The sequence below is a fragment of the Brevibacterium sp. CBA3109 genome (genome assembly GCF_040256645.1).
In the GTDB taxonomy this organism is placed as follows: Bacteria; Actinomycetota; Actinomycetes; order Actinomycetales; family Brevibacteriaceae; genus Brevibacterium; species Brevibacterium koreense.
In genome coordinates, this window is record NZ_CP158281.1 from 659477 (window position 1) to 674432 (window position 14956).

17 protein-coding genes are annotated in these 14956 nt (G+C 63.4%); 5 read left to right on the forward strand and 12 right to left on the reverse strand.

Features of this window, described 5'->3' with window-relative positions:
* Position 1: 1 nt before the first annotated feature.
* The 9 genes from AAFP32_RS02950 to AAFP32_RS02995 form a co-directional block, all read right to left on the reverse strand.
* Entirely contained in the window at positions 2-448 is a 447-nt protein-coding gene (locus tag AAFP32_RS02950) for a hypothetical protein (protein ID WP_101643915.1), read from the reverse strand.
* Positions 449-651: 203 nt separating this feature from the next.
* Positions 652-1122: an FABP family protein gene (locus AAFP32_RS02955; protein ID WP_350270578.1), complete on the reverse strand. Its 471-nt coding sequence runs from the start codon at positions 1120-1122 to the stop codon at positions 652-654.
* A gap of 77 nt (positions 1123-1199) precedes the next feature.
* A complete protein-coding gene (locus AAFP32_RS02960; RefSeq protein ID WP_350270579.1) occupies positions 1200-1928 on the reverse strand; it encodes a peptidylprolyl isomerase in 729 nt (242 codons plus the stop codon).
* 99 nt (positions 1929-2027) lie between these two features.
* Positions 2028-3239: an MFS transporter gene (locus tag AAFP32_RS02965; RefSeq protein ID WP_350270580.1), complete on the reverse strand. Its 1212-nt coding sequence runs from the start codon at positions 3237-3239 to the stop codon at positions 2028-2030.
* 181 nt (positions 3240-3420) lie between these two features.
* Entirely contained in the window at positions 3421-4752 is a 1332-nt protein-coding gene (gene pcaC, locus AAFP32_RS16680) for a 4-carboxymuconolactone decarboxylase (protein ID WP_420883379.1), read from the reverse strand.
* 6 nt (positions 4753-4758) lie between these two features.
* Positions 4759-6186 (reverse strand): lyase family protein, encoded by a 1428-nt coding sequence (locus AAFP32_RS02980; RefSeq protein ID WP_350270581.1) that lies wholly within the window; start codon positions 6184-6186, stop codon positions 4759-4761.
* Between the two features lie 79 nt (positions 6187-6265).
* Positions 6266-6850 carry a protocatechuate 3,4-dioxygenase subunit alpha gene (gene pcaG / locus AAFP32_RS02985; RefSeq protein WP_350270582.1) on the reverse strand — a complete coding sequence of 195 codons (585 nt, stop codon included), beginning with the start codon at positions 6848-6850 and terminating at the stop codon, positions 6266-6268.
* The gene (pcaH, locus tag AAFP32_RS02990) at positions 6843-7643 is read right to left on the reverse strand and encodes a protocatechuate 3,4-dioxygenase subunit beta (protein WP_350270583.1); all 801 of its coding nucleotides are present in this window, start codon (positions 7641-7643) and stop codon (positions 6843-6845) included. Before pcaH ends, pcaG begins: the two co-directional genes overlap by 8 nt.
* A gap of 97 nt (positions 7644-7740) precedes the next feature.
* Complete coding sequence (locus AAFP32_RS02995; protein WP_350270584.1) at positions 7741-8925, reverse strand: 4-hydroxybenzoate 3-monooxygenase; 1185 nt, start codon at positions 8923-8925, stop codon at positions 7741-7743.
* Positions 8926-9205: 280 nt separating this feature from the next.
* Between AAFP32_RS02995 and AAFP32_RS03000 the strand changes: the two genes are divergently transcribed.
* A complete protein-coding gene (locus AAFP32_RS03000; protein ID WP_350270585.1) occupies positions 9206-10261 on the forward strand; it encodes a YeeE/YedE family protein in 1056 nt (351 codons plus the stop codon).
* Entirely contained in the window at positions 10258-10482 is a 225-nt protein-coding gene (locus AAFP32_RS03005; protein WP_101619292.1) for a sulfurtransferase TusA family protein, read from the forward strand. Before AAFP32_RS03000 ends, AAFP32_RS03005 begins: the two co-directional genes overlap by 4 nt.
* Before the next feature lie 18 nt (positions 10483-10500).
* Here AAFP32_RS03005 and AAFP32_RS03010 read toward each other — a convergent pair whose 3' ends face one another.
* Entirely contained in the window at positions 10501-11385 is an 885-nt protein-coding gene (locus AAFP32_RS03010) for a class II glutamine amidotransferase (protein ID WP_350270586.1), read from the reverse strand.
* Positions 11386-11479: 94 nt separating this feature from the next.
* Here AAFP32_RS03010 and AAFP32_RS03015 point away from each other — a divergent pair, with 94 nt between their 5' ends.
* Positions 11480-12013 (forward strand): O-acetyl-ADP-ribose deacetylase, encoded by a 534-nt coding sequence (locus AAFP32_RS03015; RefSeq protein ID WP_350270587.1) that lies wholly within the window; start codon positions 11480-11482, stop codon positions 12011-12013.
* 13 nt (positions 12014-12026) lie between these two features.
* On the forward strand, positions 12027-12395 hold the full coding sequence (locus AAFP32_RS03020) for a VOC family protein (RefSeq protein WP_350270588.1): 369 nt from the start codon (positions 12027-12029) through the stop codon (positions 12393-12395).
* A 22-nt stretch (positions 12396-12417) separates the two neighbouring features.
* Here the strand turns inward: AAFP32_RS03020 and AAFP32_RS03025 are convergent, their stop codons facing one another.
* Together AAFP32_RS03025 and AAFP32_RS03030 are read right to left on the reverse strand one after the other, a co-directional pair.
* A complete protein-coding gene (locus AAFP32_RS03025) occupies positions 12418-13206 on the reverse strand; it encodes a hypothetical protein (RefSeq protein ID WP_350270589.1) in 789 nt (262 codons plus the stop codon).
* Positions 13206-14225, reverse strand: coding sequence for a type IV toxin-antitoxin system AbiEi family antitoxin (locus AAFP32_RS03030; RefSeq protein WP_350270590.1), 1020 nt, complete (start codon positions 14223-14225; stop codon positions 13206-13208). The genes AAFP32_RS03025 and AAFP32_RS03030 overlap by 1 nt, the downstream gene beginning before the upstream one ends.
* Before the next feature lie 170 nt (positions 14226-14395).
* On the opposite strand from AAFP32_RS03030, the gene AAFP32_RS03035 reads away from it, so the two are divergent.
* Positions 14396-14956 carry a dihydrofolate reductase family protein gene (locus tag AAFP32_RS03035; RefSeq protein ID WP_350270591.1) on the forward strand — a complete coding sequence of 187 codons (561 nt, stop codon included), beginning with the start codon at positions 14396-14398 and terminating at the stop codon, positions 14954-14956.

The following is a 14956-nucleotide window of genomic DNA, read 5'->3' on the forward strand; positions in this document are numbered from 1 at the left end:
GTCAGGAACTCGACGGATCCTGCTGATCCTCGGTCGCGTCGGGCTCTGACACGTTCCTGGCGTGCAAGAGCCCGATAGCTTTTCCCAGCGTGCTCGCCGTCTCTTCCAACCGATGGATATCCTCGTTGCGACGAGCCAGCTCAGCTTCTTTCGCGGCCAGGGCCTTCTCCTTGGCCGCGAGTTCGTCCATCAGGACTCTCTCGCGATCTGAGGTCAGTGCCTCGGTCATCTTCTTCCGGCGTGATGGGAAAGACATGGTCCCATTCTCTCGAGGAACCAGGCCGCGGTCGAGGTCGCCCGCGACGAGAGCTCGCATCCATTGATAGAGCTGCTTCTTCGAGAAGGGTTGAGTATCGACCCATTTGCCCTTCTGTCCGAAGGGAAGCATGTCGTATTCGGTGAGGTAGGCGCGGATCTCAACAGTGCTGTATCCGACGGTGATTGTCATGGTTGGTGTTCTCCTCTTTGTCAGGCTGAGTGACTCACACACAGCCTGACAAAGAGGGTGCCCAACCGAAGTTCTGAGCAACGTCTGAAAGAGATCGTACAGTGTTATAGGTCACACACGTGACTACCCTGAGCCCACTGCGTCGGTCGTTGCCAAATCGTAGTGTTGAGTCTCATTGTGGGGGCACTTGCTCGGAGAACTCGTCAGTCCTCGGCTTTGACCAGGTCCGAGTGGAGATGGTGGGTCATCACGACACCCACTGCGGCCATGGAGAAGTCGACGGACAGGCGGTCGTCCGTGATTCGGTAGGTCCGTGCGGTTGCCTCTACGGTCTTCGCCGAGGTGCTCACGAGAAGCTGTGGGGACCGGAGGTCGAGGAAGAGCCCGCCCTCAACGGCCGACAGAGTGCCCTCGGCCAGTTCGGCATGACCGGTCGGTTGGGCCAGAACGAATTCGACGGTCGTTGCAGTGGGGCTGCGCAGGAATCCCGTTTCCATGTGCATGGGCTTGCCCTCGGGCGACCAGGTGCGCTGTTGGTAGACCAGGAAGGGTTTGGCGACGTCCCGGAAGGTCAGCTCTTCGCTGTAGCTGAAGGCGTCGATCGTCGGGTAGTGGCCCGATCCGGTGCCTCGCCAGGTGCCGATCAACGGCCGCAGCTGCGGTGGAAGTGCCATGGTCATCCTCCCTGGTCCGGTTGTCCTCATCCTGATCCTAGGGCATGTTCTGATTCCTGAGGAGTCCGAGCATTCGCCTATTCGACGGTGACGCCGGTGATGGTCACTGCTTCCTTGGGGGCGCCATCGCTGGCACCGGATTCTGTGCCCTTGGCCCCGATGTCGGCAACGGACTTCGTGCTGGCTTCGTCGAGTGATCCGAACACGGTGTAGTCCGGCGGCAGCGAGCTGTCGTCATAGACGACGAAGAACTGCGATCCATTCGTATCGGGGCCGGCGTTGGCCATTGCCAATGTGCCGGCCGGGTACTTCTCGGAGCCGTCGACCTCATCGGCGAAGGTGTAGCCGGGTCCGCCGCTGCCAGTGCCCGATGGGTCACCGCATTGGAGGACGAAGATGCCCTCGGTGGTCAGACGGTGGCAGTCGGTGTCATCGAAGTACTTCTGATCAGCCAAGGACAGGAAGCTATTCACGGTACAGGGTGCGCCGTCGGCATCGAGGCTCACGGACAGATCGCCAGCAGTCGTCGATACTGTGGCAGCGACCTTGCCGCTGGTCTGAGGAGACTCCTTGGGAGGCTCGACGTCCTTCGCCGCTGGTGCGGAATCGGCAGGGTATTGGCAGGCGGAAGAGCCGGCCCCATCCGATGCGCCGGCGTTCGAGCCCGCTGAATCGTCAGCGGAATCAGCAGATCCGCACGCGGTCAGGGCCAGCAGCGCGAGGACGGCCAAGACGGCGAGGACCGTCACTGCCGACAGGGGACGATGGGTGAGGGCTCGAGAGCGGTGCCGCGCAGGGTGATCCATGCCCCCATCGTATTTCGTCGACGGAGAATGGTCACCATCGGATGGTCTTTGCCGAGGAGTGCGTTCGATTGTGCCTGTGCTTCGTGAAGGCTGCTGGCCTCAGACATCGACTTCGTTGCGGCCCGAGGATTCCGAGGTGCCGCCTCGGCGGAGGGCGATCGCGATGATGAGCACGATGAGGCCGGCCAGGCACAGGCCGACTCCCACCCAGGCGGGGGCGCGGTAGCCCAGGCCCGCAGTGATGACGATGCCACCGAGCCAGGCGCCGAGGGCATTGGCGAGGTTGAATGCGGCATGATTCATTGCTGCCGAGAGACTCGGTGCGTCGTGGGAGTCGCGCAGCAGACGCATCTGCAGCGAGGTCGTGATCATCGACCCGGCGATGCCGATGAAGAAGAGCGCGATGATCGCAACGGCCGCGATATGGGTGAACGCACCGAAGGTGGAGAGCACGAGGGCGGAGAGGATCATGCCGCCGATGCCTGAGCGTTCGATGGATTTGTCGACCAGCGGTCCCGCGATGAGGGAACCGGCGGTCATGCCGAGACCGTAGACGGCCAGCACCCAGGGGATCGCGGTCTCGGGTACGCCGGCAATGTCGGTCATGGTCGGGGCGATGTAGGTGTAGACGGCGAACATGCCGCCGAAGCCCACGGAGCCTGCGACGAGGGTGAGGATGATCTGCGGACGAGCCAGGGCCCGCATCTCACCGCGGGCTGACGGGGCAGCACCGAGCTTCACTCGAGGCACGCCGACCGCGACCATGATGACGGTGAGGATCCCGAGCGCGGCGACCAATGCATAAGCGCTGCGCCAGCCGAGCAGGTTGCCCAGTGCCGTGGCGATGGGGACGCCGACGATGTTCGCGATCGTCAGCCCCAGCATGACGCGTGCCATCGCTCGACCGCGACGGTTCGGGGGCGCGAGTGATGAGGCGACGATGGCGCCGATGCCCAGGTAGGCGCCGTGAGGAAGTCCGCTGGCGAAGCGGGCGATGTTGAACAGGGTGGCGTCGGGGGCGAGCATCGAGGCGACATTGCCGAGTGCGAAGAATCCCATGAGGCACAGCAGCAGGTTCTTGCGATCCATGTGCGCGGCGATCGTGGTGATCAGTGGTGCGCCGACGACGACGCCGATGGCGTAGAACGACACGGCATGGCCCGCCTGGGGCACGGTGATGCCGAGCTCGCGGGCGATATGGGGCAGCAGGCCCATGGTGGCGAACTCGGTGACACCGATTGCGAATGCGCCGATCGCCAGGGCGAAGACGGCGAATTTGTAGACTCGGCGTGGCACCGGAGCGTCGCTCATGGAGTCCCTTCGTAGGGGATGAAAGATTGGGACCGCGGAGAAGTCTGAGGTCGGAGCTGCGACCGGGCTATTGACCGCGACCGGTCAAGCCTATTGCTCATCGACGGCAACCGGTAGCCCCGCAGTCTCAATGTGACGATTCGTACAGCGCCCGCAGGACCGGTGAGTCACTCATGTGGCGTCAGCCTTCCTCCTCCATCTCTGCCAGTGCCTGCGAGGCCACCGAGAACGCCGTATTCGCACTCGGCACCGAGCAGTAGATCGCCGACTGCAACAGGACTTCCTTGATCTCGTCACGACTGAGGCCGTTGCGCACAGCGGCCTTGACGTGCATTGCGAGTTCGGCCTCGTGACCGCCGGCGATCATTGCGGTCAGCGTGATCGCCGATCGCATGCGCTTCTCGAGGCCCGGACGGGTCCAGATCTCTCCCCAGGCATAGCGGGTGATGAGATCCTGGAAGTCGGCAGTGAAGTCATCGACCTTCGCATTCGCCCGATCGACGTGGGCGTCGGAGAGGACCTGTCGGCGCACCGTCATGCCCGCGTCGTGGACCTCATCTCGACTGGCTTCGCGCGGACCGGAGGCGGTGGGCAGATCCGCCGAGGCGGCGCCCGAGTCTGGCTCGCCCGTTCCCTTGCCACCCAAGGCGTTTCCACCCATGAAGTCACGCAGCAGACCCGCGGTGACCGCGGGGGCTTCGGCCGGCACGAGGTGGGCTGCGCCCTCGATGACCTCGAGCAGGGCGCCCGAGACTCCGTTGGCGATCTCCACCAGTTTGGTCGGCGGGGTCGGCTGATCCTCTGACCCCGCAACGGCGAGGACCGGCAGAGTGATCTCCGGCAGGCGCGAGCGGACGTCGAATGTTGCCAGGGCGTGGCAGAGCGCAGCATAGGAGAACCGGTCGGCATCCTGGAGCGAATGCAGCAGTGCAGCCGATGCCTCGGGTTCGCGATCCATGAAGCCCTCCCCGAACCAGCGTTGGGCCGAACCGATGACCTGCGTCGGCGTGCCCGAGGTCGCGACGACCTCCGCACGCTCCTCCCAAGCATTGGCCTCACCGATCTTCGCCCCGGTGCAGAACACCGCGGCGCGATCGAAGCGATCACCATGGTCGAGGGCCAGCTGGAGTGCGATGGCTGCGCCGATCGAATCGCCGGCCAGAACAATTCGGGCATCGTCTCGGTCACCGGACCCGATCACGTCGGGAAGCACGCGGTCGATGGTGGCCAGGACCGCCTCGGCGAGGTCGCTCATCGTCAGCCGTGGGACCTCGGACGTCCCCGCGGGGACCTCGGACGTCCCCGCGGGGACGTCGATCGGTGCCGAACGGCCGTGGCCGGGCAGATCGATGCCGATGACCGTCGTCTCCGGAGCCACGCCGACGAGGTGAGTCGCCGCCGACTGCCACAGCGCGCTCACCGAGGTGCCCAGCGAGGGGAGGACGAGGAGGACTCGAGCGTATGAGTGGACGGGGACAGTCGGAGCGGCGAGGACGGTTGCGGTGAGTTCCACGTCAGGTCACTTTCTGGCGGTGTTGGGAAGGAGGCCCGGCGATACGGGTTCGGGTCCGTTGATGGTGGCGATGATGGCCAGGCGGATGTCTTCGGCATCGCCGAGGTAGTTCTCCGGAGAGAAGAACCCATCCAAGTCGATGTCGGCAGTGCTGCCTTGACCGTCCGCGCCTTCCTCGCTCACGGGATGCTGGTCCAGCGCCGTCTTGAGTGCAGCCGCTGGGTCACCGCCGTCGGCGATGATCTCCTGTATCTCCGCCTTCGTCAGACGTTCGCCGAAGGCGATGCTGAGTCTCTCAGCGAAGATGCCGGGACTGGCAGAGTTGACGTTGTTTCGCATCGCTTCGGGGTTGACGCTGAGGCCCTCGATCATCCTCTGGAGCATGCTGAGGGAGGACACGGCCAGGCCCATAAGCTCGGACAGTGCCGGCCATTCGGCGTGCCAGGCACCGTCGGAGCGCTCTTCGATCGCTTCTGCTGCGGTCGACGTCAGCGTTGCCATGAGCCCGGGAACGCGCATGCCGTTGCGGTGGAGGAGCACCGCCGAGGTGGGGTTGAGCTTCTGGGGCATCGCCGAAGAGCCGCCGGTCGACGCCAGGGCCATTTCGCCCACCTCGGGGCGAGTTCCGATGAGCACATCCCGGGCGATCGAGGCGCCCACGGTCACGCATTGGGTGAGGTGGGAGGCCCAGTTGAGGACCCGGACGCGGTCCGTATGCCAGGGCACGGGGATGCTGGCGAGTGCGGCATCGGGTCCGCGCAGCTGCACGTGGAACTCACGCAGCAGCGTCTCGGTCGCAGCCCCGGCGAACTCCCGAATCGCGGCCCTGGTGCCGGCCGCACCCCCGACCTGGACATAGTCGATGCGCGGAGTGAGGCTCTGGACCTCCTGGACTTCTGCCGCCCAGGCCGCAACCTTGAGCCCGAAGGTCGTCGGCAGTGCGGGTTGGGTCAGCGTGCGGGCCAGGCAGATGGTCGAGGCGTGGGCGTCGGAGAGATCGACGAGCAACTCGGCGATGACGTCGAGCCGCGCATGAGTCTGGCGAGCGACACGGGACATGAGCAGCCCGAGGGCAGAGTCCATGACGTCCTGACTGGTCAGGCCCTTGTGCAGTGCGCGGGAGGCGTCATGTCCGAGCCGCGATCGGACCGCGTGGAGGAAGGGGATGACCGGATTGCCGCCCGGTTCGGAGCCTGCGGCCAGAGCCTCGAGTTCGGAGGCGTCGGCCAGCATCGACCTGCTGGTGGCTTCGATCCCGGTCACCGCCTCGGCGCGGGCATGTGCGGAGATCAGACCGGCATGCGCCTGAGCATTGACCCATGCGGACTCCACGTCGCCAAGCGCGGACACGAGTGCGACATCGTCGATGGCCTCGGCGCCTCGCAGATCGCCCGGGGCGAACAGAAGGCGCGTATGGGCAGCGGTGTCAGTCATTGTGTGGTCCTCTCCAACGGCGATTGTCGCATTCGACGACGGGTCTGTGCCGCGATATCTCGAGTCTTCGTGGCTGGTTTCAGGCCTCGTGACCGGGGAACCGCAGGAACGGAGTCTCGTCCTCACCCTGCAACCGTATGTCGAAACGCAGTGATCCGTCAGCCCCACGAGTCGCTATGAGCCGATTTCTGTCGTCCGGTTCGAGGGAGGACAGCAGGGGGTCGGCTGCGAGTGCTTTGGTGTCCTCGGGGAGATAGATCCTGGTGAAGAGCCTGTTCAACAGCCCACGGGCGAAGATGACGACGCTGATGAACGGTGCCTTGCCTGCGTCGCTGGCGCCGGGATTGACTGTCGAGAAGACGAAGCGTCCTTCTGGATCGGCGGCGTTGCGACCGAATCCGGTGAAGGTGAAGCCGTCACGGCGCAGGGAGCCGTTGGCACGGGAGATCACGCCGTTGTCATCGGGCTGCCAGATCTCGATGATCGCATCGGGAACGGGAGTTCCGGCCCCGTCGTAGACGAATCCATGCAGCTGTACGGCAGAGGCCGTGCCCGGGGGAACGAGTTCGTTGTCGCCAGGCCACGGCAGAGCATAGCCGTAGAACGGTCCGACGGTCTGGCCCGGTGTCGCGGTGAGATCGGTGGTGGAGCTTGGCTCAGTCATCGTCCTCTTCTTCCATCCAGGTGCGGTTGCCACCGGTGAGCACGATGTCCCAGTTGTAGCCCATGAGGAATTCGTGTTCGGTGATGTCGTGGTTGTACGTCGCGACGAGACGGTCGCGGGCTTTTGGATCCGTGATCGACTGGTAGATCGGGTCGAGTGCGAACAGCGGATCGTTCGGGAAGTACATCTGGGTGATCATTCGCTGGGTGAATTCGGAGCCGAAGAGGGAGAAGTGGATGTGCGCCGGCCGCCACGCGTTGTGGTGGTTCTTCCACGGGTAGGGTCCCGGCTTGATCGTCGTGAACGAGTACGAGCCGTCCTCACCGGTCAGGGTGCGTCCGACGCCTGTGAAGTTCGGGTCGATCGGCGCCGGGTGCTGGTCACGCTTGTGGATGTAGCGTCCGGCGGAATTGGCCTGCCAGATCTCAACGAGCTGGTTGCGCACGGGGCGACCGCTGCCGTCGAGGACACGACCCGTGACCTTGATGCGCTCGCCGATCGGTTCGCCGCCGGCCTGAATCGTGAGATCGGACTCGAGGTTCGCTAAGTCGCGGTGGCCGAAGGCGGGGGAGAAGAGCTCGATGGTCTCCGGATCAGTGTGACGAAGATCCTTCGTCGGGTGGCGCAGCAGTGACGAGCGGTAGGGCGGGTAGTTCAGCCGTGGCTGCGTCTCGGGGGACTTGCCGGCGGCGACGGTGCCAGCATGATCGGCGTGGATCGCGTCGATCTCGGCAGACAGCGTGGCCTGCGATTCGGCGGCATCGTCCGGGCCGGAGCGCTTCTGTGCACCCATTGTCGAACCTTTCCTTTCTCTCTGCAGTCTGCACATTCGTGGCAGTCTGAATATTCGTAGACATCAGTGGTCCCCGCTTCGTCGGGGAAACATCGCCTCAGCCCTTCGGCCACCCCGTGTAGCACTCGGCGAGGTAGCGTCTGCCGTGCTCGGATTCGAGGATCGAATTGAGCTCGCCGAGGCTGCGCCGAGCTTCGAAGTCATCCTGGCTGGGATCCGAGTGGAGCATCCGGGTCATCTGGTAGGAGAAGTTCTGCGCCTTCCACACGCGTTTCGTCGCGATCTGCGAATACCCGGCCAGTGCCTCGGCGTCGGAGTCCCGCAGAGCCGAGATCAGCGCCGGGGCGAGCAGGGACACGTCGGCGAAGGCGAGGTTGAGGCCCTTCGCCCCGGTCGGTGGGACCGTGTGCGCACTGTCGCCGGCGAGGAACAGGGAACCGTGCTGCATCGGCTCGGTCACGGCAGACCGGAAGGGCAGGATGTTCTTGTCGATGATCGCACCCGTCTTCAGCTCAAAGCCATCGGGTCCATCGACCCTGGCCTGCAGCTCTGACCAGATGCGCTCATCCGACCACTCGGCCACCTCGGTGTCGGGGGAGGTTTGGAAGTACATGCGCTGGACGGACTCGCTGCGCTGGGAGATCAGCGCGAAACCGCGTTCGGAGCGGGAGTAGATGAGGACTTCGTGACTGGGTGGGGCCTCACAGAGGATGCCGAACCAGGCGAAGGGGTATTCGTGGAAGAACCGCTGCTTGGTGTCGGCCGGGATCATGGCTCGGCTGGGACCGCGAGATCCGTCGGCACCGACGACGTAACGAGCCTCGACTCTCAGTTCCTCACCGTCTTCGCTCGTTGCATTGACCCAGGGTCGGTCGGCTTCGATGCCGCCGAGGCGGGTGTCGGTGACCGAGTAGAAGGTGGGGCGTCCGGTGCGGGACCGGGCTGCGGAGAGGTCGACGAAGATTTCGTTCTGCGGGTAGAGCCACACGGATTCACCGACCAGGTCCGGGAAGTCGAAGGAGTGGCTGATGCCGTCGACGCGGATGTCGATTCCGTCGTGCCGGTGACCGGCGGTGTGCACGCGCGACTCGATGCCCTCAGCCTCGAGCATGCGCACGGAACCAGCTTCGAGAATGCCGGCCCGGTGGGTATGGGCGATGTCCTCGCGGCTGCGATTGTCGATGACGACTGAGTCGATGCCCGCATTATGGAGCATGTGGGCCAGCAGCAGTCCTGCTGGGCCCGCTCCGACGATCGCGACGTCGGTCTGTAGTTCTGGCACCTGGGCCTCCTTGCCGTATTCGTCCCTTCAGTGTGCCCCTGATCACTGACACAAGGCGAGACAATTTTCAATGAACAAGAATGTGACGCTTGATGACGGCGCTGCTGAGCAATGTTGACGAACACATGAATTGTTGAGCAGAATGGATTTTGTTCTTCTCGGCACATACCAAGTATTCGACATTCGTTGATCGCATGAACAGAATTTAGCTCAACAGTTGATTCGGCACTTTGAAGAATGATCATGGCAGTCACCCGCCTCTCAAGCAGAAAGCTCATGAATGATCATCACAGGACTGATTGTCGGCCTGGCACTCGGGTTCGTTCTCCAGCGAGGACGATTCTGCGTGACCGGAGCCTTCCGAGATCTCACTCTGACCGGGAACACACGCTGGTTCTCGGCGCTCATCCTCCTCATCGCCGTGCATTCGATCGGGCTCTTCGGGCTCAATGCACTGGGCATCATCACTCTGGAGGCCTCGCCGTTCCCATGGTTGGCCTCCATCATCGGCGGCCTCATCTTCGGCTTCGCCATTGTGCTCGCCGGCGGCTGCGCCACCGGCACCTACTACCGGGCGGGCGAGGGTCTGGTCGGCAGCTGGTTCGCCCTGATCTTCTACGCGCTGTCCTCTGCGGTGATGAAGAACGGACCGGCCACCTCGGCGACCGAGGGGCTGCGCTCGATCACCTTGGACAGCGGAACACTCCAGGCCTCAACAGGCCTGAGCCCGTGGGTCTTCGTCGCAATCCTCACTGCTGTGGCAATCGTGGTCACCGTCCACCACAATCGGAGCACCGCCACCCCGGTCGCGACTCTGCCTCCAAGGAAGAAGGGGCTGGCCCACATCCTCACGGAGAAGCGCTGGAATCCGTTCGCCACGGCCGTGGTCATCGGCGTCATCGCCACGATCGCCTGGCCGTTGTCGGCGGCAACCGGGCGCAACTCCGGTCTGGGGATCACAACCCCCTCGGCGAACCTGACGGGTTACCTGGCGACCGGCGATGTGGAGCTCATCGACTGGGGTGTCATGCTCGTCATCGGCATCCTGCTCGGGTCGTTCATCGCGGCGAAGGCTTCGGGCGAATTCCGGATCCGGGTCCCCGATCAGGCCACCGTGGTCAAGTCCATCCTCGGCGGAATCGGCATGGGCGTCGGTGCCGCAATCGCCGGTGGCTGCACCGTCGGCAATTCCATGGTCTCGACCGCGCAGTTCGAGTATCAGGGCTGGGTTGCGACGTTCTTCATGATCGTCGGGGCGGGAGTCGCCGCGAAGCTCACCATCAAATCAGGAGCGCGGACAGGTGTCGCGCGGCCCGTAGAAAGCAGGAGTGTATGAGACAGGTACTGGAAACCAATGGACTCGTCTGCCCGTTCCCCTTGGTTGAGGCCAAGGATGCGATCGGCGAACTGAACGGCGGCGATGAGCTCGTCATCAATTTCGACTGCACCCAGGCCACCGAAGCGATTCCCCAGTGGGCGGCAGAGAACGGCTACCCCGTGACCCACTTCGACCGCACCGGTGACGCGAGTTGGACGATCACTGTGCAGAAGGCCTGATTCGCCCCGCGCTCGGCTTCAGAGACGGACGATGGTCTCGTCCCCGTTGACCACCGACAGGCGCATGGCTGTGCTCTGTTCGATGAGGGACCAGCCCTTGTGGTCGAGACCCGAAGAGCTGACGACCGTCGCTCCGTCATCGAACCGCTGCCAGCTCATGCGGTAGTAGTGGTCCTTGTGGTCGAGAGGCAGTTCCCCGTCGGTGCCCGAGGTGTCGAAATTCTGATACGGAATCGGTGTGCCGGCGGTGTCGTGGACGACGATCATCTCCTCGGCGGTGAGGACGAGCAGGTTGATCCCGGGATGGTCGAAGTCGCTTCGGATCATCCGGACCGTGGCAACCGTGGCATTGAGGAGGTCGTCTCCCTCCGCGACACGACGCAGAATGAGGGCGAACATGATGGCACTGTCGGTCGAGCCGCCGATGCGTTCGATCTCCGTCTCGCTGGCGTACTCGCGCAGCCGCTCAATCGGATGGATGGAACCGTTGTGTGCAAAGGCGATGTTGTCTGCCAGGAAAGGGTGGGTGTTCTCAACGAGGTCGATCCCCATCGTCGCCATTCGCAGGTGCGCGATCCTGCCTGCTGAGGGTCTCTGGGTCAGGACCTCGGTGAGATGCTCGTCATCGGCGCCTTCGTGTGGTGTCCGATACCGCTCGAGTTGGCCTCCACGTGAGATGGTGTCCTCCTCAGCTGGAGTGTTCGTGCCGGTGTCGAATTTCCCGGATGTCGTTCCCTGGGGACGGGCGGAGTCGAACGAATCGATCGTCGGCCGGATCCAGGCAGTGCCCCAGCCGTCAGCATGGAGACGGCCAAGATTTTGCCATTGACGACACTCTTCGGCACCGATGAGATCGGCCGTGGTCACGGCTTCCGGTGAAATATAGCCGAGCAGTCTGCACATCGTTCGCCGTGTCCTTCTGTGAGATTCGCCGAGGGGGCACTGAATTTCAGGCTACTCCCTATCACTTGAGTTTCGCGCTGACTAGACTTCAATCATGAAGATCACGGTGCTCGAGGGAGATATCACCGAGGCTTCCGTGGACGCGATAGTCAACGCCGCCAACTCAAGTCTGCTGGGCGGAGGAGGCGTCGACGGCGCGATCCACATGGCGGCCGGGCCGGAACTGCTCGAGGCCTGTCGCGAGATTCGTCGCACCAGCCACCCGCGCGGGCTTCCCGCGGGTCAGGCGGTCGCAACAGCGGCCGGCGCACTCAAAGCCACATGGGTCATCCACACCGTCGGCCCGAATCGGCACCAGGGTGAGGCCGACCCTGAGGTCCTCGAATCCTGTTTCGAATCCAGCCTCAACCTAGCCGTTGAACTCGGTGCCACTTCGGTCGCTTTCCCAGCCATCGGCGGGGGAGTCTACGGCTGGTCGGCCAGGGACGTCGCCGAGGCGGCCCACGCAGTCATCGTCGATGGCCGGCAGCGCGGTCGCTGGGAGCAGATCGCCGAGGTGGTCTTCGTCCTCTTCAACGATTCGATGACGAGCGTGTTCTGCCAGGTCTTCGACCACGACCAATGGTGAGAGGGAAAAAAAGATGAAGGTTCGCAGCGTTATCCCCGACATCGAGGTGACCGACATCGAGGCCGCTCGCAGTTTCTATCAGGACTTCCTCGGCCTCGGCGAGGAGGAGTTCAATCTCGGCTGGGTGGCCAGGTTCACCGAGCCTGAGTCCAGGGCTGCCGTGCAGGTGGTCACCGAGGATGAGACCGGCCCAGCGAATCCTGTGCTCTCGCTCAAGGTGGACGACATCGATGCCGCCTACGCTGAGGCGAAGGCCAGCGGCTTCGACATCGTCCGTCCGCTCACCGGCGAGGGGTGGGGCGTGACGCGCTTCTTCGTCCGCGACCCCGATGGCAACATCATCAACATCACCGCGCACAGAGTCACCGAAGATGGGGAATGAGGCACAGGCCCGGCCTTCACTGTCAGAGTTCGAGCCCCGCTGAGAACCCTCGGGAGTATGCTTCGAGGAGATCTTCAGCAAACGGGGTCCGCATATTTCGGATCAGCGTCGAGCGCTGCGCTTGGTCCCGGATGATATTGAGCACGACCCTGCCATCATGTGGTGTGAAGGGCTCGGCAGCGATGCGAGCATAGTGGTAGCTGGCCGCCGAAATGATATCGACATCAGTTGCGTCGAGGGCGTCATCGTCATTCCAGACTTCATCGTCGAAAGGGCTTTCGGACAATGCACTGAGGATGACGGCGAGATCCAGTCCGTCTTTGGGATTGTCATCGTGCCGCTCACTCCAGGCGAGAATCTTGAGGGCAGTCAGAGCAGCGGGGGATGCAACGTAGACTTCGGTGCCTTTCGGCAGACGTACGAGAACGGAGGTTGAGTGCGCTTCTCGGATGCCTGTGACATCGAGGCTGCTGCCGTCTGCGAAGCACACGGTCCTGTCAGACTCGTTCCCGCCGAACGGAATGATGTCGACCTCGATGCCAAGGACGCTGAATTTATGTGGTGCCGATCGTTTGCGGGTGAGCAGTTGAGACAGCTCCTGGAATTGAGCATCGGTACGAACGGCTACGGCGATATCGACATCGTGAGTCGCGCGCACCGGCTGCGTTTGCTTTCGCGCGTGTATGACGAGATCTCTCGCTGCGGCACCGATGACGAACATTTCTGTGCCTGACTTCCCGCACACATCTGCCAATTCGGCGAGAACCTCTTCGGGGACGGGGACGTCGGTGTGGCCGGTGAGATCGAGCATCACTCGTCCCCGAAGTATTCGGTACGGATTTCGTCGATGCGGGGATCGTTCTCGAGCAGCAGGTCGGCTCGTACGAGGAGTCGGGGTGCCGTTTGGTTGAAGGTCGGCACCGGGGAGAACTTCCAGAATGCCGGTCGAAGGCGAATCATGCCGTCGTCGGCCCGGCGTAGGCGTCCTTCCTGGATGAGTTCCCGCCGGGCATGTGTGTCGCCGTCGAAGTGGATCAGCACAGTGGCAGGTCGGATTGGTGCGCCGAGGCGGGCGGCCGCTGCTTCGGAACCCAGCAGTGCGTTCGGAGGGAGAGACGCTTCAAGCAGCTCTGAAGGACTCCTCCAGACGGTACTGGTGAAGCGTTCCTCAGGCCAGGTGCTGGGCTGCATGGCAGTGTAGGCGGAGATCCATTCGCGCTCCAATGCTGAGGCTCGCAGGAGCTGGTTATGTTTCCCCTGCAGCATTGAGGGAGTGCGCTCGCGCAGAGCGCGGACGACGCGATTGACAGTTCCCAAGGAAGCTCCGGAACTCGCCGCCAGAGAACGCTGGGAGGGTGTGATGCCGAAGTGCTCATTGGCAGTCAGAAGGGAGTATGTCACTGGCAGGCCCGCACGGGTAAACGGGGCTGCAGTGGCGACAGGAGTGGTACCGGAACTGCGCTTGCCCGTGATCTCGATGATCAGTCCGTCTGCACGCAGTGAAGCATTTCCCGCTGCGTCCGCGTATCCGCCCCAACCGTGGTCTTTGAGTTGCAGTGCGCGAGTGGGGGCGACCTGCTCCGAGATGAGGATCGTTTTCCGGTCGTGAGGCAGCATTGCCACATCGGCCTTTGTGACAGTCGTGCTGGCCAGTGTCTGGAATTCGTGCCGCCTGCCTTCGGCACTGATCACGAGAGTGCCGGAGACGGCTCGCCCGTCCTCATCTGAGTGTCTCGTCCATTCGGCGTGCGCACCGAGTTCACCGAGGTGGCTGATTGCTCGCCCGACGAACTCTGGGGTGCGGTGATCCGAATGTTCAAGTTTTCTCATATGTTCAGAATACTTGAACATCGACAATAATTGAACACCTGGCGACAGGAGGAGACCCTTTCGGCGACCGAACCGCGGGTCGAGGCCACCTCTGTCGACGAGGGGCCCTGCATACAAAGACGGATCGGGCGATAATGAGGGACACCAGTCCACATACTCGAGGAGGAGCAATGGGCAGAGTCACGTGGGGGTTCACAAGTTCGCTCGACGGGTTCATCACCGGCCCGGATCACGATATGTCCTGGATGTCCGGCCTCGGTTCACTGGCAGACGGCACGGTCGAGAACCTCGCGTCGAGGGTCGCCGTTATCATCTCCGGTCGACGCGGCTATGACGCTGCCAAGGCCCAGGCCGACGAACGCGACGAACTGACCTCCGAGGCGTACGGGGGAGCGTGGTCGGGCACCGAGTTCATCCTCACCCACCGTCCCGAGGAGCTCGCCGACGATCCGAACGTCACCGCCATGAACTGCTCCATCGCCGAGGCGATCGACCGGGCCCAGCCCATCGCCGGTGATCGCGATATCCAGATCATCAGCGCCGTCATCGCCCGGCAGGCTCTTGACGTCGATCTCATCGACGAGATGCAGGTCTTCGTCGCACCGGTCTTCCTCGGTGACGGCACCAGGATCTTCGACGTTCCCGGCGGCAGGCGCATCGTTTGGGAACTCGTCGAGATCGATGAGGCGAACAGGGAGGCCTTCGTGCGCACCTATCGTCCGAAGCGATAG

Bases quoted from the DNA above. Each gene is read 5' to 3' on its own strand.
- AAFP32_RS03005 (WP_101619292.1), top strand. From the start codon at position 10,258: ATGAGACAGGTACTGGAAACCAATGGACTCGTCTGCCCGTTCCCCTTG.
- AAFP32_RS03030 (WP_350270590.1), bottom strand. From the start codon at position 14,225: ATGAGAAAACTTGAACATTCGGATCACCGCACCCCAGAGTTCGTCGGG.
- AAFP32_RS03010 (WP_350270586.1), bottom strand. From the start codon at position 11,385: ATGTGCAGACTGCTCGGCTATATTTCACCGGAAGCCGTGACCACGGCC.
- AAFP32_RS03000 (WP_350270585.1), top strand. From the start codon at position 9,206: ATGATCATCACAGGACTGATTGTCGGCCTGGCACTCGGGTTCGTTCTC.
- AAFP32_RS03020 (WP_350270588.1), top strand. From the start codon at position 12,027: ATGAAGGTTCGCAGCGTTATCCCCGACATCGAGGTGACCGACATCGAG.
- AAFP32_RS02965 (WP_350270580.1), bottom strand. From the start codon at position 3,239: ATGAGCGACGCTCCGGTGCCACGCCGAGTCTACAAATTCGCCGTCTTC.
- AAFP32_RS02955 (WP_350270578.1), bottom strand. From the start codon at position 1,122: ATGGCACTTCCACCGCAGCTGCGGCCGTTGATCGGCACCTGGCGAGGC.
- AAFP32_RS03035 (WP_350270591.1), top strand. From the start codon at position 14,396: ATGGGCAGAGTCACGTGGGGGTTCACAAGTTCGCTCGACGGGTTCATC.
- AAFP32_RS02960 (WP_350270579.1), bottom strand. From the start codon at position 1,928: ATGGATCACCCTGCGCGGCACCGCTCTCGAGCCCTCACCCATCGTCCC.
- pcaH (WP_350270583.1), bottom strand. From the start codon at position 7,643: ATGGGTGCACAGAAGCGCTCCGGCCCGGACGATGCCGCCGAATCGCAG.
- pcaG (WP_350270582.1), bottom strand. From the start codon at position 6,850: ATGACTGAGCCAAGCTCCACCACCGATCTCACCGCGACACCGGGCCAG.
- AAFP32_RS03015 (WP_350270587.1), top strand. From the start codon at position 11,480: ATGAAGATCACGGTGCTCGAGGGAGATATCACCGAGGCTTCCGTGGAC.
- AAFP32_RS02950 (WP_101643915.1), bottom strand. From the start codon at position 448: ATGACAATCACCGTCGGATACAGCACTGTTGAGATCCGCGCCTACCTC.
- AAFP32_RS02980 (WP_350270581.1), bottom strand. From the start codon at position 6,186: ATGACTGACACCGCTGCCCATACGCGCCTTCTGTTCGCCCCGGGCGAT.
- AAFP32_RS03025 (WP_350270589.1), bottom strand. From the start codon at position 13,206: ATGCTCGATCTCACCGGCCACACCGACGTCCCCGTCCCCGAAGAGGTT.